Raw genomic sequence first — 18,817 nt, 5'->3', positions numbered from 1 at the left:
GTCGCCATGGGATTGTTCGCGAGTCTGTTGGGCTTGTTCGGCTGCGATCAGCAGCAGATCGACAAGGTGCGTCAAAAAGCGCGCGATACGGTCAATGCGATCAAGCCGGATGACATGCTGTTGCGCAACCTCACCCCGGGCGTCACGACCGAGGCCCAGGTGCGCGAGCAGATGGGCAAGCCGGAAATCGTCTGGGAGAACGACGACGGCTCGCGGCGGCTGGAGTATCCGCGTGCGCCGGGCGGCTTGCGGACCTACATGGTTGACATCGCGCCCGACGGGAAGCTGCGTGGCGTCAGCCAGGCGCTCTCGCCGGAGAACTTCGAACAGGTACGCCCGGGCATGTCACAGGACGACGTGCGGCGTCTGCTCGGCAAGCCGACGAGCGTGGCGGAGTACCGACTGAAGAAGGAAACGGTGTGGAGCTGGCGCTGGCTTGAGGACGGCGTCAACACGGCGGGCATGTTCAACGCGCACTTCGGCCCCGACGGCCGGGTAACGGTCACGTCGCGCTCGGCGGATCCGGCGTCGGAGCGTCCCTGACCCGGGGGCGAGGCGACGGCCGGTCGCTCGGCCGCGGCGACTCGGCTTTATGGCATCGCCCGCGATGGTTGGCCCTCGGCCTGCTCGGACGGCGTCGCGGGCGCGGCGTGGCGGTTGCGATGCGTCACCATGCGGTCGTGCAGGCGAACGATGATTCGGCTGCCCGTCTTCTCGAACAGAAATGGCAGCAGTGCGTGCACGAGACACGCCAGACATGCTCCCAGCAAGGGCAGCGCGAAGGACAGTGCCGATCCCATGTGTTGGAGGTAATTTTCACCGACAGAGGCCGGATGCTGAGTGAAGATTTTCATGATGCCGCCTGTTTTCGGAATGTTTCTGAAGTTTACGTGCCAATGAGAGGTAAAGGGTTTCAAATTTTCTGCCGAATGGCGTAGGATTTGGAAGAATTTTCCTCTCAGGTGGCTGTCGTGGACAAAACCGATCTCGCAATTCTCGAAAATCTGCAAGCCGATGCCTCGCGCTCGCTGGGCGAACTGGCCGAAGCCGTGCATCTGTCGCCGACGCCCTGCTGGCGGCGCGTGCAGCGCCTGCGCGAAAACGGCGTCATCACGGGGCAGGTCACGCTGTGCGATCCTCAGCAGCTCGATCTGCGCGTCACCGCGTTCGTGTTCATCAAGGCGGCAGCGCACAGCGAGGACTGGATGGTCCGCTTCGTGGCGGGGGCACGGGAATTGCCTGAAATTGTGGAGATGCACCGGATGGCGGGCGAGATCGACTATCTGCTCAAGGTGTATCTGCCGGACATCGCTGCCTACGACCGTTTCTATAAGAAGCTCATTCGCGTGGCCGATCTGCAAGACATCAGCGCGAGTTTCTCGATGGAAACGGTGAAATTCACCACCGCGTTGCCGGTGGATCATTTGCGTTAGCCTGTCGGCGTTTCATCGCTACCCTCGGCCGCCGGGTTGCGGGACGCCAGCATAAAAAAACACCCCGAGTGCCGGACGAGATGTCTGGCATTCGGGGTGTTTTTCGTGGGAAGCGCAGGCGTTGTCGCGAGATGCGGCCGGTGTTCCCGATGGGGGACGTCGGCGCCTTACTTCACCCGCATGCCCGGCTTCGCGCCGTCGTGCGGCTCGAGGATGTAGAGGCCCGGTTCAGCTTTCTCGTCGGCGGCCGAGGCGGCGAGCACCATGCCTTCGGACAGACCAAACTTCATCTTGCGCGGCGCGAGGTTGGCGACCATCACTGTGAGCTTGCCCACCAGCGCTTTGGGCTGCGGATAGGCGGACTTGATCCCGGAGAAGACGTTACGCGTTTGCGCTTCGCCCACGTCGAGCGTGAGTTGCAGCAGCTTGTCCGACCCGTCGACTGCCTTGCAATCGACGATGCGCGCGATGCGCAGATCGATCTTGGCGAAGTCGTCGATGTTGATGATGCCGTCTTCCGCGCCGTTCTCGGCCTTCTCCGACGCCCCGGCGGCTTTGTGCTTGCCCTTCGCCGCTGCCGCCTCGGCCACCGGTGCGGCCGCTTGCAGCGAGTCGCGGTTGGCCGCGAGCAACGCTTCAACCTGCTTGCCTTCGACGCGCGTCATCAAATGCTTGTAGGCGGAGATCGCCGTGTCGGCGGTGAGCGGGCGGCTCACGTCCTGCCACGCTTGCGGCGCGATGTTCAGGAAGCGCTCCACGGCCTCGGCCGTCACGGGCAGCACGGGCTTGAGGTACAGCGTGAGCAAACGGAACGCCTCGAGGCAGACCGAGCAGGCCTCGTGCAGGGCGCCGGCCTGCGCCGGATCCTTCGCCAGATCCCACGGCTTGACCGTGTCGACGTAACCGTTCACGGCGTCGGCCTGTTCCATCACCAGACGCAGCGCCTTGCCGAACTCGCGCGCTTCGTAGTGTGCAGCGATTTGCGGGGCAACGGCGCGCAACTGGCCCAGCAGCGGCGCCTGCATGGCGTCCGGCGACACGCGACCGTCAAAGCGCTTGAGAAGGAAGCCCGCCGCGCGGCTGGCGATGTTCACGTACTTGCCCACCAGGTCGCTGTTCACGCGGGCGATGAAATCGTCGAGGTTCAGGTCGAGGTCTTCCATCGTGTTGCCCAGCTTGGCGCCGATGTAGTAACGCAGCCATTCCGGATTGAGGCCGGTGTCGATGAAGCTTTGTGCCGTGATGAACGTGCCGCGCGACTTCGACATCTTCTGGCCGTCCACCGTCAGGAAGCCGTGGGCGAACACGTTGGTCGGCGTGCGATGGCCCGAGAACTCGAGCATCGCCGGCCAGAACAACGTGTGGAAGTACAGGATGTCCTTGCCGATAAAGTGGTACTGCTCGGTTGTCGACCCCGGCTTGACCCATTCGTCGAAGTTCAGGCCGCGCTGCGCGCACAGGTTCTTGAAACTGGCGTAGTAGCCGACCGGCGCGTCGAGCCACACGTAGAAATACTTGCCCGGGGCGCCAGGGATCTCAAAGCCGAAGTAGGGTGCGTCGCGCGAGATGTCCCAATCGGCCAGCGTGGACTCGCCGTCTTCGCCGAGCCATTCCTTCATCTTGTTGGCGGCTTCGGGTTGCGCGAGTCCGGCCACCCATTTACGCAGGAATTGCTCGCAGCGCTTGTCCGAGAGCTTGAAGAAGTAATGCGTGGATGTCTTGCGCACCGGCGTGGCGCCCGAGACCACCGAGTACGGGTTGAGCAGATCGGTCGGCGCATAGGTCGAACCACAGACTTCGCACGAATCGCCGTACTGGTCCTTGGCGCCGCATTTCGGACACTCGCCCTTGATGAAGCGATCCGGCAGGAACATTTCCTTGACCGGGTCATACGCCTGTTCGATATCGCGGGCTTCGATCAGACCCTGTTCCTTGAGGGCGAGATAGACGCCTTCGGACAATTCGCGGTTTTCCTCGGAATCCGTCGAATAGTAGTTATCGAACGAGACGCCGAAGCTGTCGAAGTCGCGCTTGTGTTCCTTCCAGACGCGCTCGATCAATTGCTTGGGGGTGAGGCCTTCCTTCTCGGCGCGCAGCATGACGGGCGTGCCGTGCGTGTCGTCCGCGCCGACGTAGTAGACCTCATGGCCCTGCATCCGCATGAACCGTACCCAGATGTCGGTCTGGATGTATTCGACCAAATGGCCGATGTGAATCTGGCCATTGGCGTACGGCAGGGCGGAGGTGACAAGAATGCGGCGGGACATGAGGATCGACTGTGCGTTGAGGGAACCGGGAAAGGTCGATTCTAGCAGGCGAGGCCAGTTGACGCCCAACCGCCCGACTCGGTCAATGAATCCGGCACGGCGAGGGAGGAGCGAGAGCGGGGCAATGGCAGGCCGTTGCCGATGGCGCCGGCGCCGTCTGTGGGCGGCAATCCACGATGAACCAAAAAAAAGCCGGAACCAGGTTCCGGCTTAACTAGGCACACGTAACGTCAATAACAAAGAGGAGATGGAAGCGCCCACAGTAAGCACTTCCGAAGGGTCTGAGCGATGTGACGCGGGTTTAGTTCAACTGAGGTGCCGACTTTCGATGGTGCATCGCAGCATGTTGCTCGGGCGCGTCGGCAGAACGCAGGTCCGGCGGACCGGACCCGCGATTGTGCGACGAAATCCCAATGCCCCGTCAGGCAGAAAGCGGGGGCAGAAAGCGAAGCGCGAGGCGATCAGCCGCGCGGTGCGTGCAGCAGGATTTCGACGCGACGGTTCTGCGCACGGCCGGCGGCGGTGGCATCCGAGGCGACCGGCTGGCTCGACCCGACGCCCGTGCCGCTCATGCGGTTCATCGCGATACCGCGGCTGTTCAGATACTGGATCACGTTGGACGCGCGGTTTTGCGACAGCGGGATGTTGATGCGATCGCCGCCCGTGCTGTCGGTATGGCCCACGATGTTGGCGGTAATCCCCGGATTCTGGTTGAGCGACGCGGCGACGTCGTCGAGCACGGCGCGGAAGTTCGGTTTGATATCGGCGCGGCCGGTGTCGAACGTCACGTCGCTCGGGACGGCGACCTTGAGCGAGCCGTCCGGCTGCTCGGAGATGGTGGTGCCCGTGCCGGCCGTGTGACCGCCCAAGGTGTTCTTGATCGCGCTCCAGTTATACCCCGTCGCGCCGCCAGCGGCGGCACCCACGGCGGCGCCGATCAGCGTGCCTGTCGTGTTGCCCCCGATGAGGTTGCCCAGTCCTGCGCCCACTGCCGCACCCACACCGGTACCGACCGCCGTGTTCGTGCCCTGCGGCGTCTGGCAACCGGCCAGCATGGCGGCGGCGGTCAGGACGAGCGCGCAAGCGCGCAGAGAGTTCTTATTCATGTGAGGCTCCTTATCGATTAGCTAGCAGTCGTGAAACAACGCGTGAGCACTTCGCCGAAGCACGCGTGCGTCGCAGGGGTTTTGAACCTGCCGGCGCGCGGTCTTTTACAATAGCGCTGAGTGTCAACCGCAGGCAAGGACAGATTGCCATGCCGGCGGGTTCCCCATAACACGCGCGCCTCGCATGCTAATCGAGAGCGTGCGCCACGGATGTTACAAGTTGTTAGCGCTTGCCGGGGCTTTCCCGGCGCGCCTCGACAGAGCGAGAGACCCACATGGAAGTCGCCCAAATCAATGAAGTGCTGCGTGGCATCGTCGATCCCGACACGGGGCTCGACCTGATTGCCGGAAAGTATGTGAAGCAGGTCGTGGCCGAGCATGGTCACGTCGGTATCCAGATCGAATTCGGCTATCCGGCGAAGAGCCAGTTCGAGGCGATGCGCACGCGCATCACCGATGCCGTGGGCAAGCTGCCCGGTGTCGAACGCGTGGCGGTCGACATCAGTCAGAAAATCGTGGCGCATGCGGTGCAGCGCGGGGTGAAGCTCCTGCCGAACGTGAAGAACATCGTGGCGGTGGCGTCGGGCAAGGGCGGCGTGGGCAAGAGCACCACGGCCGTGAACCTGGCGCTGGCGCTGGTGGCCGAGGGAGCCACCGTCGGCATTCTCGACGCCGACATCTACGGCCCGTCCCTACCCACGCTGCTGGGCATTCACGGCAAACCCGAGTCGAAAGACGGCAAGACGCTCGAACCGATGACGGCGCACGGCCTGCAAGCCAGCTCGATCGGCTTCCTGATCGAGCCGGACAATCCGATGGTCTGGCGCGGCCCGATGGTCACGCAGGCGCTCGAACAGCTGCTCAACCAGACGAATTGGCACGACCTTGACTACCTGATCGTCGACATGCCGCCGGGCACGGGCGACATCCAGCTCACGCTCGCGCAGAAGGTGCCCGTCACGGGCGCGGTCATCGTCACCACGCCGCAGGACCTGGCGCTGCTCGACGCCCGCAAGGGTCTCAAGATGTTCGAGAAGGTCGGCGTGCCGATCCTCGGTCTCATCGAGAACATGAGTCTGCACATCTGCTCGAACTGTGGACACGAGGAGCCGATTTTCGGCGTGGGCGGTGGCGAACGCATGAGCCACGATTTCGACGTCGAGCTGCTGGGCAAGCTGCCGTTGGAGATGAGTATCCGCGTGCACGCCGACGCCGGCATGCCGAGCGTGGTGGGCGACCCGGACGGCCGGGTCGCGGCGCTCTACAAGGCCATTGCCCGCAAGATGGCGGTGAAGATCGCGGCGCGTCAGAAGGACATGACGAGCAAGTTCCCGTCGATCGTCGTTCAGAACACGTAAGGACGGCGCACAGGGGCCCGGGGAGCCCCGTGCAGCGCGGTGCGCGCGAAAACCTCACCGCACCGCAACAATCGCGTAAAATACGCCCAATTTTTCACGTACCACGCCCATTCAGGCCCACACATGAGCATCAAGTCCGACAAATGGATCCGGCGTATGGCCGAGGCGCACGGCATGATCGAGCCCTTCGAGCCGTCGCAGGTCCGGCAATCCCAGGACGGGCAGAAGATCGTCAGCTATGGCACGTCGAGTTACGGCTACGATATTCGCTGTGCGGCTGAATTCAAGATCTTCACGAACATCAACTCGACGATTGTCGACCCGAAGAACTTCGACGAAAAGTCGTTCGTCGACTTCTCCGGCGATGTCTGCATCATTCCGCCGAACTCGTTCGCGCTCGCGCGCACCGTCGAGTACTTCCGTATTCCGCGCAACGTGCTCACCGTATGTCTCGGCAAATCGACGTATGCCCGTTGCGGCATCATCGTGAACGTGACGCCGTTCGAGCCCGAATGGGAGGGCTATGTGACGCTGGAATTCTCGAACACCACGCCGCTGCCGGCCAAGATCTACGCCAATGAGGGCGTGGCTCAGGTGCTGTTCTTCGAATCCGACGAAGTCTGCGAGACGTCGTACAAGGATCGCGGCGGGAAGTACCAGGGACAGCGTGGCGTCACGCTGCCGAAAACCTAGCCTGCGCAGGCTTGACTCGCCACCGGTGAGCACCCGCAACGTCGCACTGCCCAAGAGCCACGGCCATGTCGGACCGTGGCTCGTTCTTTTGTCGAAGGAACGCCAATGAAATTCCGTTTTCCGATCGTCATCATCGACGAAGACTTCCGCTCCGAAAACATCTCCGGATCCGGGATTCGCTCCTTGGCGGAGGCCATCGAAGCCGAGGGCATGGAGGTCAACGGTCTCACGAGCTACGGTGACCTGACTTCGTTTGCGCAACAGGCGAGCCGCGCATCGAGTTTCATCCTGTCCATCGACGACGACGAGTTCGGCACGTTTTCGAGCGAAGCGGGCGGTGAAGGCGAGGGCGAGCTGGCGCTGGCCATCATCAACCTGCGCGCGTTCGTGCAGGAAGTGCGCCGTCGCAACCCGGACATTCCGATTTTCCTGTACGGCGAGACGCGCACGTCGCGCCACATCCCGAACGACATCCTGCGCGAGCTGCACGGCTTCATTCACATGTTCGAAGACACGCCGGAGTTCGTGGCGCGTCACATCATCCGTGAAGCCAGGTCGTACCTCGACTCGCTGCCGCCGCCGTTCTTCCGCTCGCTCACGCACTATGCGGCCGACGGTTCATATTCGTGGCACTGCCCGGGCCACTCGGGCGGCGTGGCGTTCCTCAAGAGCCCGGTGGGCCAGATGTTCCACCAGTTCTTCGGTGAGAACATGCTGCGCGCGGACGTGTGCAACGCCGTGGAAGAATTGGGTCAGTTGCTTGACCACAACGGCCCGGTGGGTGCGTCGGAGCGCAATGCGGCGCGCATTTTCAACGCGGATCATCTGTTCTTCGTGACGAACGGCACGTCGACCTCGAACAAGATCGTGTGGCATGCCACCGTGGCGCCGGGCGACATCGTCGTAGTCGACCGCAACTGCCACAAGTCGATCCTGCACGCGATCACGATGACGGGCGCCGTGCCGGTGTTTCTTACGCCGACGCGCAACCACCTTGGCATCATCGGCCCGATTCCGAAGTCGGAGTTCGAGCCGGAAGTCATTCGCGCCAAGATCGAAGCGAACCCGTTCGCGCGCGAAGTGCTTGAACGCGATCCGAACGCCAAGCCGCGAATTCTCACGATTACGCAGAGCACCTATGACGGCGTCATCTACAACGTCGAGATGATCAAGGAATTGCTGGGCAACAACATCGACACGTTGCACTTCGATGAAGCCTGGCTGCCGCACGCGGCGTTCCACGAGTTTTATCGCGACATGCACGCGATCGGCGAAGGGCGCCCGCGCTCGGCGGAGGCCACGGTCTACGCCACGCACTCTACGCACAAGTTGCTCGCCGGTATTTCGCAAGCGTCGCAGATCGTGGTGCAGGAATCGGAAGCGCGAACCTTCGACACGTATCGCTTCAACGAGGCGTACCTGATGCACACGTCGACCTCGCCGCAGTACGCGATCATCGCGTCGTGCGACGTGGCGGCCGCGATGATGGAGCCGCCGGGCGGCACGGCGCTGGTGGAAGAGTCGATCGTCGAGGCGCTCGACTTCCGCCGTGCCATGCGCAAGGTGGCGGCCGAGTACGGCGATTCGTGGTGGTTCTCGGTCTGGGGCCCGGAGCATCTGGGCGACGAGGGCACGATTCAGCGCGACGACTGGGTGCTGCGTGCCAACGAGCGCTGGCACGGCTTTGGCGATCTGGCCGAAGGCTTCAACATGCTCGATCCGATCAAGGCGACGATCATCACGCCGGGGTTGGACGTGGACGGCGAGTTCGGCGAGAGCGGCATTCCCGCGGCCATCGTTACCAAGTACCTTGCCGAACACGGCATCATCGTCGAGAAGACCGGGCTTTATTCGTTCTTCATCATGTTTACCATCGGCATCACCAAGGGCCGCTGGAATTCGATGGTGACCGAGCTGCAGCAGTTCAAGGACGATTACGATCACAACCGCCCGCTCTGGCGCGTGCTGCCGGAGTTCGTGGCGCAGTTCCCGCGCTACGAGCGCATCGGACTGCGCGATCTGTGCGATCAGATCCACAGCGTGTACAAGGCGAACGACGTGGCGCGCGTGACGACCGAGATGTACCTCTCGGACATGCAGCCCGCGATGAAGCCGACCGACGCGTTCTCGAAACTGGCGCACCGCCAGATCGACCGCGTGCCCATCGACGAACTCGAAGGGCGCGTGACGAGCGTGTTGCTCACGCCGTATCCGCCGGGTATTCCGTTGTTGATTCCCGGCGAACGCTTCAACGCCGCGATCATCGAGTATCTGCGTTTCGCGCGCGACTTCAACGAACGCTTCCCGGGCTTCCATACCGATATCCACGGTCTGGTCGTCGAGGAAGTGGACGGACGCCCCGAGTATTTTGTGGATTGTGTGCGCCAGTAAGCTACGCGAGCGCGCCTGTGGCGACATCCGGCCCCGTGTGAAAGCACGGGGCTTTTTTGTTTCACGATGACGCCAGTACCGCAATTCGCTGGACGCGGGCGAGCGCCGCAAGCCCGCCTTGCGCCAGTACGGCGAGCCAACGCTCGATCAGGCGCGCACGATGGCGCAGGCGTGACTGGCCGGCGTGCGCAAGGGCGGCGACCCCAGCGCAGCCAAGACCGCAGCCCGCAAGGCGCTGACCATGAAGGCGTTTTGCCACACCTTTATGTAGGACTAGACCAAGCAGCGTAACAAGCCCAGCACGCCCAGCACGCCCAGCACGCAACGCGGCTATCAGGGCGTGGCTGACCGCTGCATCATCCCGATCATGGGCCGGATGAAGGTGCTCGACGTGAAGCACACGGACGGCACGAATCCACGCCGCCACGTCCCGATGTATCCGCTCGGCGACGATGGCCGGGTGAAGATCGAACGCTGCAACGAACCCCGGCTCCAACGCCAGCGCCTGCTGCTGATCGGCCGCCTGTAATGCTTGCAGCGCCTGCGCCTGGCCGACGAGACGCAGTCCGGCACCTGGGCGGTTCACGCCGATACCGAGAAGACCTTGCGCGCCCTGGGCAGCAGCTTGCCGCGACGGTGCGCGGCGGCTGTGTGTCTTGGACGCCTGGGCGGCAACGTGCCCCGTCTATCTGATAACAATGGAGAAAGGATATTTCCTACGAGTCAATCGTTGCTACCTGCTTCGCTTCGTCGAGCAGCCATTGAGCAAACGCTTGTATTGGCTCGCTGCTCAATCCGAGGGGCTCGGGGAGGATGAGGGAGAAGGTTTTGGAAATGGTTTTCCCCTCTGGCCACGGGGCCACCAGACTTCCTAGCGCAAGTTCGGTTTCAACGTAGAGGCGCGGTACTAGCGCAACACCGAGGCCGACCAATGCGGCTTCAATCAACATTCCATGGAGATCGTAGCGTGCACCAATTGCAGGATTGGTCAGCGGGGTTCCCGTCTCCTGGGAGTACTGAAGCCAAGCTTCCGGGTTCTGTCGTCGGTGCAAGCGCGGTAATTCGTCCAGCGCAGTTTTTCGTTTGCGTCCTGTCAGAAGGTCAGGATGGCAAACCGGAACCAGCACTTCGTGTAAAAGTTGGTGAGTCCGCATTCCCGCCCACGCCGGATGCTCGAAATGGATGGCAGCATCGAATCCGCTTCCGGCCAGAACGAAGGGCTCCATGCGCTCGGTCAAATGCACAGTAATGTTCGGATGCATCCGTTGGAATCGTCCCAGTCGAGGAATGAGCCATCGCATCGCGAACGTCGGGATGGTGGCAATGTCCAGGCTCGCTCCATCGTTCGGCTGCCCCATCAAGTACTGACTGTCCCGATCCAAGCGGTCAAGCGATTCGCGGACTTGGGCCGCGTAACGTTCCCCGTTGGGCAGGAGGCGGACACGATTGCCGACCCGCTCGAACAGCGTGACTCCGAGGAAGGCTTCCAGCCGACCAATCTGGCGACTGATGGCTCCTTCAGTCAAAGACAGTTCCTCTGCCGCGCGCGCAAAGCTGCCGTGGCGGGCGGCCGCTTCGAATGCCATCAGTGCCGTGCTGCTGGGGATCTTCCTTCGCATAAGCATTCCTGGCTTGAGGCCGGTGATCGATTTAGATTGATATTTTGTCACTGAAGCATACCGAAAAATCGTTTTTAGCGCCGATATCCAGGTCATACCATGATGAAATATCAACAAAGAGGACCGAACGCACAAGCGGTTCGGTAGCGAGTGATTCCATGATCTATACCGTTGAGTGCAGCTTTGCCGACCCAGCCAGCGAAGCGGAGTGGAATGATTTCTACAGCCTGGAAAAGCTGCCCGCGCTCATTTCGGTGAGCGGATTCCATACTTCGCAGCGCTTCAAAGCGTTGAGCAGTGGTTGCCCCGTCTACCTTGCCATGCACTCGATCGACGGTCTGGCCGTGCTTGAGGGCGATGAGTACCGCCAGAAGGGCGGCGGCAATTTCGCTCGTTGGCAAAAGCACATCACCGATTGGCACCGCAATCTTTATGGCGGCCTTGAACGCGCGCCTGCCATCGGTGAAGGAGACCGTCTGATCGTGAGCGCAGTCGGTCCCGAGCCGCTCATCGCGATGGGGCTCGAGCCTGATCTGATGCGGGCCGTCGCATTGGAGAAATTTCCTGAAAACAGGTGGCTGGCAAAGCTGGATAGGTCCATCCGTCTCAGTGTGGAAGCCCTTCCGAAGGATGTGCATCTCTATGCCCCGATGACCGCGCAATTGACGAGTGGCAATGGCGCGATGCGCCAGACGCAGGGGCAGAACCGACATGCCTAACCTGACGATCTTCATCCAGGCGGAAAAGATGCCGCCTGAAGCGAATCTGACGGAACTTACCGAACGATGCACTCGGCTTTGCACGGACGTCCTCCAGGCTGCGCTGGACAACGTGCATGTCATCTATGTCGCTGCTCGCCAGGGACGCGGGCATCCTGCTTATGCGGAAATCAAGTACCGCCTCGAACCGCTCAGAACGCCATCGGTCATGGACGCCTTCATGGCGCGACTGGATGAGGCCATAAAGCGCCATACGGGGCTAACGGCGCGCATCCGTTGCTTCGGCTATCCGGCCCCTGCCATCTACGCGCGGAACTGATGACGCGCAAGGAGTGCCGCAATGAACAAAATGAAATTTCCAGGCCAGCAGATCGGCGAGTTTTCGATCACGGCGATCAGTGACGGATACCTTTCCGCAAGTCTAGATCTTCTCTCCAATATCGATTCCATGGAGGCGTCCAAGATGCAGCAGGACGCAGGCGTGAGCGACCCATCCTCGATCCACATCAACTGTTACCTGGTGCGTGGAAGGGGGCGCACGATCCTCATCGACGCGGGCGCTGGTGGGTTCAAGCAATGGGGGGGAAAGTTGATAGCGAATCTCGCACTTGCCGGTGTGCAGCCCTCTGATATTGACACCATTCTTCTGACCCATGCACATCCCGACCACGTTGGGGGGCTGCTTGACGCGTCAGGGGACGTTGCCTTTCCCGATGCAGAGTTAGTCATCCACCCGCGTGAGGTTTCTTTTTGGATGGATGATGGCAACCTCAGCCGAGCGAGTGAGCGGGCTCGTGGCAACTTTCTGTTTGCGCGGAAGGTGTTCGATCAATATCGGGAGAAGATGCGCACGTTGACCGATAGCGAAGTTCTCCCTGGCATTCGTGCCATGTCCCTTCCAGGACATACCGCAGGGCATTCCGGTTATCGCATCGAATCCGATGATCGTAGTCTGCTGGTGTGGGGGGATATCGTTCACTTCCCCCAGATCCAGATTGCTCGTCCCGACGTATCCATTGCGTTCGACCAAGATCCGATTCTCTCCGCCGAAACGCGATCAAAACTGTTGGATGTTGTTAGCTCGGACAAAATCCTTATTGCTGGCATGCACCTTGGCGAGCTTGGATTCGGGCACATCAAGCGCAAAGGTACGTCCTACGAGATTTTCTATGAAGCCTAGCGGCCCGTAGCGATGTCTGGGATCCGCCAGCAGCGAGGAATGAGATCAATGATCCCATGGTGCTTGCTGCCAGCGATCAAACAAAAAATCACTGAATGCCGTCAGCCGGCGCGGCCCATATCGGCCGGCTGGAAGCCCTGCGACGCCAAGGACGCTTTGCAGCAGCGCGCCGACTTCCCCGAAGAGCAGGGGCTGGCCGAGCGGCGTGGTCAGTGCGTGATCCTCGCCAGCGGGCGGTACGCGATCCTGGATGACGGAATGGGATTCAGCCTGGTGCCGTCGCGACCAGTAATCGAGAAGCGGCTTGTCCAACAGGTCGCCGCGACGGTGCGCGGCGACTGGGCGTCGTGGGAGATTGAGCGGCAGCGCGGCCCTTCCATCGGCTGATGGTCTTCTAGTGAACCCGTCCGATGTTGCAAAGCGGCAAAGACCGTCAATTTATACCCGGATGTTATTGACGGCCAATTTTTACCCGGATAATATTTGATTCGAAGCGTGTTCCACAGAAGATGCTCAAGGCCACCACGTAGTCGGCTTGGGTTGGATTGTCGATAGTCGATACACCGTGGCGCGTTGAAACCTATTGCTGATCCAATTTTTGAACTCAAGGAGTCAAGGATGACAAGTCAATCCTTTCAGAGAAAAACCTCCATGAAGACCTGCCGGGACATTGCTTTGTTTGAACGCCACTGGGCGTGGCTACCTGACCAACCACGTGGCATAAGTGCAACGTTGCACCTGCTGGTTGAAGATGCACCTTTGACATTCGCCGTCGATGAATGAGTCAAATCCAAATTCCTATACAAGTTTCGATGGTCACCGACGCATCGCTACGGGCTCTTTGCACGAGAATGCCTTGGCGGTCAAGAAGGCGCGTGAAAGTGGCGCAGTCGGCCCCATTCTGATCTTCGATGATGCGACCGGCCGTTCGGTCGATGTTGATACCAGAGGTTCGGATGAGGCGGTGGTTGCTCGATTGACCGCCGCAGGACGTGCCGAGGCGACGCACTCAAGCCGGTGCGACGAGTCGACCTCCACGGGCCCTAGAGGCCGTGGACGCCCCAAGTTAGGTGTGGTTCCACGCGAAGTGACTTTGCTTCCCCGCCACTGGGAATGGCTTGCCGCTCAACCCGGCGGGGCCTCTGTGGCCTTGAGAAAGTTGGTCGAGGAAGCTCGACGAACGCGCAGCGAAAAGGACAGAGTTCGCATGGCGCACGAGCGCGCCTATCACTTCATGCAGGCCATCGCGGGTGACCTACCCGGTTTCGAGGAGGCAACGCGGGCACTTTTCGCCAACGAATTGCTCAGGACTCGGGATCTCATCGATGCATGGCCCCGCGATGTACGCGATCACGCCATGCGACTTGCAGTTGTAGAGGAACTACGTGGCGCATCGACCGCCGTTTCGGCCGCTGACATCAAGGAATCAAACACATGACCATTCCATTTCCATATCCGCGCTACTTGGAACCTACGCAGGAATCGGGTCGCGCGTTCATCATGCGAGAAATGCAGGGCAGCGTCGTGATGCTCAACCTGTTGCGCTTGCGCGAAATTGCCGACTATTCCGCCAATCCAGAGTTGGCACCAAAGACGCCGATCACCGGTGCCAAGGCTTTTGATCGCTACATCAGCCACACGCTCCCATTCCTGCACGAAAGCGGTGGCGAACTTCTTTTTCTCGGTGCGGGAGGACCTTTCTTGGTTGGCCCAGAGCATGAGCGATGGGATTTGCTCATGATGGTACGTCAAAGCAGCAGCCAGTCGTTCCTCGCTTTTGCAGGCGACAAAGACTACCTCGCTGGAACGGGGCACCGCACGGCTGCGATTGAAGACTCGCGCATTCTTCCCGTCACTCAGGTCAATGGATAAGACTAATGGAATGCGTAGAAACAAACAGCATCACAGTTGGCTATGACACGTTTGGCGATGAAGACGCCGAGGTCATTCTGTTGATATCGGGTCTTGGCGCCCAGATGATTCGATGGGCATCGCCATTCTGTGAGCATCTCGCGACCAAAGGTTTTCGTGTGATCCGGTTCGACAACCGCGATGCCGGTGGCTCGACACATTTCACGCATTCCCCGACGCCAGATTTCTCGGCTTTGGCAACCGCAATCGCGGCTGGTAGAACCCCGGATGTGCCTTACACGCTCTACGACATGGCCGGGGATGCGATTGGGCTACTCGACGCCCTGCAAATCGACCGAGCACACGTCGTCGGAAGATCAATGGGTGGAATGATTGCCCAACTGATGTCCAGTGAGTATCCGGAACGGATCTTGTCGTTGACATCCATCATGTCCAGCACGGGGAATCCGACTCTTCCCTCTGCGGCGCCAGACGTCATGACCATGCTAACAGAACGTGCTCCTCATCCTTTCGAGGATGAAGCAGGATTCATGGAGCATAGCCTTGCGTTTGCGCGGCGCATTGCAAGTCCTGGCTATTCCTTCGATGAGCAAGCGCACAGACGCCTTATCTTGGAAGAAATTAGGCGTACCTATGATCCGGCCGCCTTCGGAAGGCAGATTGCGGCCATAGCTGCAACCGGTGATATCCGATCAAGTATTGCGCGGATCGCAGCTCCGACCTTGGTTGTGCATGGGGTTGAGGATCCATTGATTCCTATGGAATGCGGCAGGGACACGGCCGCGTCTACCCCAGGGGCCGAATTCATGCCTGTTGACGGTATGGGTCACGACTTTCCCTCCGCGCTGTATTCCCGCATAGCGGATGCGATTGATAGGACTGCGCGCCGAAAAACGCAGGAATGCACGTCGCAGGTTTGACGATGAACCAGCATTTTCGGATCGGCATGGCTTCGCCTGAAAGGTTGGACGCGATTGACCCGTGCAGGCGAGTCATGCATGTGCCGCGTTTTTTCGCCACCTTGTAAAAGGCCCGCGACAGCCGGAAGGCAACAGCCAATGGTTTCCACGGTTAATTGCGTATCGCACTTTTTGTTGTTCTCCAACGCATCGAAGAAATGAAAATGCATAAAAACTGGATAATGGCGGTCTTGGTCGCCGGTGGACTTTGGACTACCAACGCCTCCGCCAAGACAATTTGCACGGTCCTGGCCGATGCATCTACGGGCAGGATGGTTGTACAAGACGGTGACTGCGCCAGCCGGGTCACTCCGGCTTCTACCTTCAAGATTGCGATCAGCCTGATGGGCTTCGATTCCGGCATCTTGCAGGATGAGCACACTCCGTCCTGGCCCTATCAATCAGGATATCCTGCGTGGGGTGGCGATGAATGGCGCCGGCCTACCGATCCGGCCCGATGGATCCAGTATTCGGTCGTGTGGTTCTCTCAGCAGGTTGCGCGGCGCTTAGGGGATGTACGGTTCCAGCGCTATACCCGCGAATTTCAGTATGGCAACTGCGACGTCTCGGGCGAGCCGGGCAAGCATAACGGTACGTCGGGCGCGTGGATCAATTCGTCGTTGCGCATTTCACCGTTGGAACAAGTGACGTTTCTGCGCAAGCTCGTCAATCGTCAACTAAATGTTAGCGAACGCGCTTACGAGATGACAGCGCGCATCACGTTAGTCCAGGCCTCGCCGGACGGATGGGAAATCCACGGCAAGACGGGAACGGGCTCTCCGGGTTCTGATGGAAAATATGATGCAGAGCATGCGTATGGCTGGTTCGTAGGTTGGGCGACCAAAGGAAACCAAAAACTGGTTTTCGCCCGGCTGATCCAGGACGAGCAGGCCACCAAGCCGAACGCGGGTCTGCGGGTGCGTGATGGTTTCCTGAGCGAACTCCCAGCGTTGGTCGATCACCTTGGGCCACAACCATCATGAGTGTCGGCTTACGGAGCTCTCGGATAGACATGCTTCGTGGGATCTCGATCCTGCTGGTGCTGTTCCATCATTTCAACATCGCTTACCCGCTCAAGGACACGGTCTTGTCGGCGTGGTTGGGTTGGCCGGTCGTGCGCGCTGTCGCGCGCAATGGAAACTATGGCGTAACCATCTTTTTCGCTATCTCGGGATTTTTGATTACATCCAACGCCATCCGACGTTGGGGCCGGCTGAAAGACATCGAACTGTTCCGGTTCTATGCATTGCGGGCCGCGCGCATCGTGCCGTGCGTGCTCCTGCTAGTGTGCATGGTGGGCGCACTGTCATCAGCGGGAGTGGTGATGTTCCAGAACCGCGGATTCGGTGAACCGGCACTCCCCATGTGGATGACCAGTCTGGCCAGCCTTACCTTCTGGATGAACGTGCTGATCGAACGGCACGGCTGGGTGAACTACCCGCTCGGTGTGCTTTGGTCGCTGTCCGTCGAGGAGATGTTCTATCTGTCATTTCCAGTTGTCTGCTTGCTGCTGCGCCGAGAGCGCTGGATGTGTGCGTTCTGGACGCTCTTCATCGTGGCAGGCCCCTTGTACCGCTTTGCACATCAAGGAGACGAAGCCGGGTTTCTTTACGCGTACTTGGCGTGCTTCGACAGCATCGCCATAGGCTGCTGCGCAGCGGTTCTGGCCGAACGCGGCTTCTTTTCGTGGATGGAAAATTTCCGGATGCAAGTAGCGGTGGTGTTGGTGATGACGCTGCTGTATTTGATCTGTCCCATTGCTGAGAGCAACGTACTGGGCGTGACGGTGATGGCGGCGAGTACAGCATTACTGCTGCTCGGGTGGTCAACGAACTCTGTCTCGCCGGGGTCTGTGAGCGGGCGAACTCTGGCGGCATGTGGCCGTGTCAGTTACGAGATCTATCTATTCCACCTGATTGTTCTGGGTCTGATGCGCACGGCATTGCCGCCTCAAATGGCATCGAGTGAAGAGAAGGTGGAACTGATGGTGGTGTATTTCATGTTGTCAGTAGTGGTGAGCTTAGGCGTCGCTAAACTCTACACCGAGCCACTCAATCGCGTCGTTCGCCGATGGTTGCAATCAGGAGGACGTCAAGGTAATGGGGCCTCGCACGAAGCTGAACCAAAAACATGAACGCGCCTTGCGGATGGACTGAGCCGGTTCGTACGGTCGCATCCTCCGGCCGACCCGAGTTCATGCCTAAGATGGTATGGGCCACTGCTGCACGCCATCGCGCTATATGACGCCCTACCGCCAGCAAAATCTGGGTCCGGCCCGCCATCCGATCGATATTCACGCCTTGATCTCGGTGCTTCTCGCTAGCGAAATCGCTGCGGTTCGATCTTCGATTGCTCGAAGGACAGCGATCATGTCATCGGCGCCAAGGCCCAAGGCTTCCGTCTCTTCGTAAAGCATGAGGCAGGATTCCATCTGAGGTGAGGCTATAGCTGCCTCCCGAGCAGCTTCAATGACAAGGCGACTGTTCTTCAGAACATCGGAAATCCCCGCCTGGCGCTCGAAATCCCGACGCACCACCTTCGCGGCCTTGATCCGCGATACGTTGCTGGCCATTGGTCCGGTGTCAAGAATCGCCGTAAAACGCTCCAGATCGAGGCCGTGGCGTTCGGCAAAATGCGCGGCCTCAGCGAGCCCGGTCACCATGGTGATCAGAAACAGATTCACCGCGAGCTTCATGCGCAAAGCGTTGGGTACCGGGCCACAATCGAAGATCTGCCGGCAAAGCGGCGCCAGTAGAGGCCGGACGTCGGCCAGGTCCTCCTTCTCTCCTCCAAGCATCCCGACAAGTTCCCCCGACTCCGCAGGCGTACGCGATCCCGAGACCGGGGCCTCCACATAACGCCCGCCTGCCTTCTGAATCTCGTTCGCCAAAGCGAGCGAATAACCGGGGCTAACAGTGCCCATCGCTACGATCCGCCGTCCGGACACGCGATTGGCAAAATCGGGTAAGCCGCGGCCAAGCACGGCATCAGTGGCAGCTTCGTCGGCAAGCATCAAGATGATGCTCTCGCATCGCGCAAAGACGTCAGTGGCGTTGGGCACTGCGGTTGAGCCGAGTTCCACGAGCGGCCCGCATCGTTCCGAAGAACGATTCCATACGATCAGCTTCGTTCCCGCCCGAGCAAGATTCAGGGCCATTGGCAGTCCCATCGTGCCAAGCCCGATGAATCCGATCGGCTTCGACTTATTCATTTGTGTCTC

General features: G+C 60.3%; 19 protein-coding genes and 3 pseudogenes. 17 read left to right on the top strand and 5 right to left on the bottom strand.

What is annotated here, in order from left to right:
* The first annotated feature begins 6 nt into the window (after positions 1 to 6).
* Complete coding sequence (gene bamE, locus BGP02_RS07910) at positions 7 to 543, top strand: outer membrane protein assembly factor BamE domain-containing protein (RefSeq protein WP_017235055.1); 537 nt, start codon at positions 7 to 9, stop codon at positions 541 to 543.
* 47 nt (positions 544 to 590) lie between these two features.
* Here bamE and BGP02_RS07905 read toward each other — a convergent pair whose 3' ends face one another.
* Positions 591 to 1,010, bottom strand: coding sequence for a DUF6356 family protein (locus tag BGP02_RS07905; protein ID WP_286798322.1), 420 nt, complete (start codon positions 1,008 to 1,010; stop codon positions 591 to 593).
* On the opposite strand from BGP02_RS07905, the gene BGP02_RS07900 reads away from it, so the two are divergent.
* Positions 972 to 1,433, top strand: a complete 462-nt coding sequence (locus BGP02_RS07900) for an Lrp/AsnC family transcriptional regulator (RefSeq protein ID WP_026132166.1) — start codon at positions 972 to 974, stop codon at positions 1,431 to 1,433. The two genes, BGP02_RS07905 and BGP02_RS07900, sit on opposite strands and share 39 nt — an antisense overlap.
* A 167-nt stretch (positions 1,434 to 1,600) precedes the next feature.
* Here the strand turns inward: BGP02_RS07900 and metG are convergent, their stop codons facing one another.
* Together metG and BGP02_RS07890 are read right to left on the bottom strand one after the other, a co-directional pair.
* Positions 1,601 to 3,700, bottom strand: a complete 2,100-nt coding sequence (gene metG, locus BGP02_RS07895; protein ID WP_286798321.1) for a methionine--tRNA ligase — start codon at positions 3,698 to 3,700, stop codon at positions 1,601 to 1,603.
* A gap of 461 nt (positions 3,701 to 4,161) precedes the next feature.
* Positions 4,162 to 4,806 carry a YiaD family glycine zipper/OmpA-like lipoprotein gene (locus BGP02_RS07890; RefSeq protein WP_017235059.1) on the bottom strand — a complete coding sequence of 215 codons (645 nt, stop codon included), beginning with the start codon at positions 4,804 to 4,806 and terminating at the stop codon, positions 4,162 to 4,164.
* Between the two features lie 230 nt (positions 4,807 to 5,036).
* On the opposite strand from BGP02_RS07890, the gene apbC reads away from it, so the two are divergent.
* The 5 genes and pseudogenes from apbC to BGP02_RS22340 all read left to right on the top strand — a co-directional run.
* Entirely contained in the window at positions 5,037 to 6,164 is a 1,128-nt protein-coding gene (gene apbC / locus BGP02_RS07885; RefSeq protein WP_286798320.1) for an iron-sulfur cluster carrier protein ApbC, read from the top strand.
* Positions 6,165 to 6,287: 123 nt separating this feature from the next.
* Complete coding sequence (gene dcd / locus BGP02_RS07880) at positions 6,288 to 6,857, top strand: dCTP deaminase (RefSeq protein ID WP_026132167.1); 570 nt, start codon at positions 6,288 to 6,290, stop codon at positions 6,855 to 6,857.
* Positions 6,858 to 6,962: 105 nt separating this feature from the next.
* The gene (locus tag BGP02_RS07875; protein WP_261939019.1) at positions 6,963 to 9,248 is read left to right on the top strand and encodes an arginine/lysine/ornithine decarboxylase; all 2,286 of its coding nucleotides are present in this window, start codon (positions 6,963 to 6,965) and stop codon (positions 9,246 to 9,248) included.
* A gap of 73 nt (positions 9,249 to 9,321) precedes the next feature.
* A pseudogene (locus BGP02_RS07870) lies at positions 9,322 to 9,696 on the top strand (integrase); the annotation flags it as partial.
* Positions 9,694 to 9,867 (top strand): annotated as a pseudogene (locus BGP02_RS22340) (DUF3363 domain-containing protein); the annotation flags it as partial. The pseudogenes BGP02_RS07870 and BGP02_RS22340, both read left to right, overlap by 3 nt.
* A gap of 97 nt (positions 9,868 to 9,964) precedes the next feature.
* Here BGP02_RS22340 and BGP02_RS07865 read toward each other — a convergent pair.
* Positions 9,965 to 10,867 carry a LysR substrate-binding domain-containing protein gene (locus tag BGP02_RS07865; RefSeq protein WP_286798329.1) on the bottom strand — a complete coding sequence of 301 codons (903 nt, stop codon included), beginning with the start codon at positions 10,865 to 10,867 and terminating at the stop codon, positions 9,965 to 9,967.
* A gap of 158 nt (positions 10,868 to 11,025) precedes the next feature.
* Here BGP02_RS07865 and BGP02_RS07860 point away from each other — a divergent pair, with 158 nt between their 5' ends.
* The 10 genes and pseudogenes from BGP02_RS07860 to BGP02_RS07815 all read left to right on the top strand — a co-directional run bounded on the left by BGP02_RS07860 (position 11,026) and on the right by BGP02_RS07815 (position 17,731).
* On the top strand, positions 11,026 to 11,586 hold the full coding sequence (locus BGP02_RS07860) for a sugar ABC transporter (protein ID WP_286798319.1): 561 nt from the start codon (positions 11,026 to 11,028) through the stop codon (positions 11,584 to 11,586).
* Positions 11,579 to 11,905, top strand: coding sequence for a hypothetical protein (locus BGP02_RS07855; protein ID WP_286798318.1), 327 nt, complete (start codon positions 11,579 to 11,581; stop codon positions 11,903 to 11,905). The genes BGP02_RS07860 and BGP02_RS07855 overlap by 8 nt, the downstream gene beginning before the upstream one ends.
* Before the next feature lie 21 nt (positions 11,906 to 11,926).
* Positions 11,927 to 12,766 (top strand): MBL fold metallo-hydrolase, encoded by an 840-nt coding sequence (locus tag BGP02_RS07850; protein WP_286798317.1) that lies wholly within the window; start codon positions 11,927 to 11,929, stop codon positions 12,764 to 12,766.
* A gap of 141 nt (positions 12,767 to 12,907) precedes the next feature.
* Positions 12,908 to 13,153: pseudogene (locus BGP02_RS07845) on the top strand (DUF3363 domain-containing protein); the annotation flags it as partial.
* Between the two features lie 231 nt (positions 13,154 to 13,384).
* On the top strand, positions 13,385 to 13,549 hold the full coding sequence (locus BGP02_RS07840) for a DUF2239 family protein (protein ID WP_286798315.1): 165 nt from the start codon (positions 13,385 to 13,387) through the stop codon (positions 13,547 to 13,549).
* Positions 13,542 to 14,204 (top strand): DUF2239 family protein, encoded by a 663-nt coding sequence (locus tag BGP02_RS07835; RefSeq protein WP_286798314.1) that lies wholly within the window; start codon positions 13,542 to 13,544, stop codon positions 14,202 to 14,204. The genes BGP02_RS07840 and BGP02_RS07835 overlap by 8 nt, the downstream gene beginning before the upstream one ends.
* Positions 14,201 to 14,638 carry a DUF1330 domain-containing protein gene (locus BGP02_RS07830; protein ID WP_286798313.1) on the top strand — a complete coding sequence of 146 codons (438 nt, stop codon included), beginning with the start codon at positions 14,201 to 14,203 and terminating at the stop codon, positions 14,636 to 14,638. The genes BGP02_RS07835 and BGP02_RS07830 overlap by 4 nt, the downstream gene beginning before the upstream one ends.
* 5 nt (positions 14,639 to 14,643) lie before the next feature.
* Complete coding sequence (locus tag BGP02_RS07825) at positions 14,644 to 15,558, top strand: alpha/beta fold hydrolase (RefSeq protein ID WP_286798312.1); 915 nt, start codon at positions 14,644 to 14,646, stop codon at positions 15,556 to 15,558.
* Positions 15,559 to 15,761: 203 nt separating this feature from the next.
* Complete coding sequence (blaOXA, locus tag BGP02_RS07820; RefSeq protein ID WP_502688469.1) at positions 15,762 to 16,580, top strand: class D beta-lactamase; 819 nt, start codon at positions 15,762 to 15,764, stop codon at positions 16,578 to 16,580.
* A 29-nt stretch (positions 16,581 to 16,609) separates the two neighbouring features.
* Complete coding sequence (locus BGP02_RS07815) at positions 16,610 to 17,731, top strand: acyltransferase family protein (protein WP_286798311.1); 1,122 nt, start codon at positions 16,610 to 16,612, stop codon at positions 17,729 to 17,731.
* A 159-nt stretch (positions 17,732 to 17,890) separates the two neighbouring features.
* Here the strand turns inward: BGP02_RS07815 and BGP02_RS07810 are convergent, their stop codons facing one another.
* Positions 17,891 to 18,808 carry an NAD(P)-dependent oxidoreductase gene (locus BGP02_RS07810; protein ID WP_286798310.1) on the bottom strand — a complete coding sequence of 306 codons (918 nt, stop codon included), beginning with the start codon at positions 18,806 to 18,808 and terminating at the stop codon, positions 17,891 to 17,893.
* Between the last annotated feature and the right edge of the window lie 9 nt (positions 18,809 to 18,817).

The sequence above is a fragment of the Pandoraea sp. 64-18 genome, assembly GCF_001899225.1.
In the GTDB taxonomy this organism is placed as follows: Bacteria; Pseudomonadota; Gammaproteobacteria; order Burkholderiales; family Burkholderiaceae; genus Pandoraea; species Pandoraea cepalis.
The sequence above is the reverse complement of the archived record's forward strand: the minus strand, read 5'-3'. Positions and strand labels throughout refer to the sequence as shown.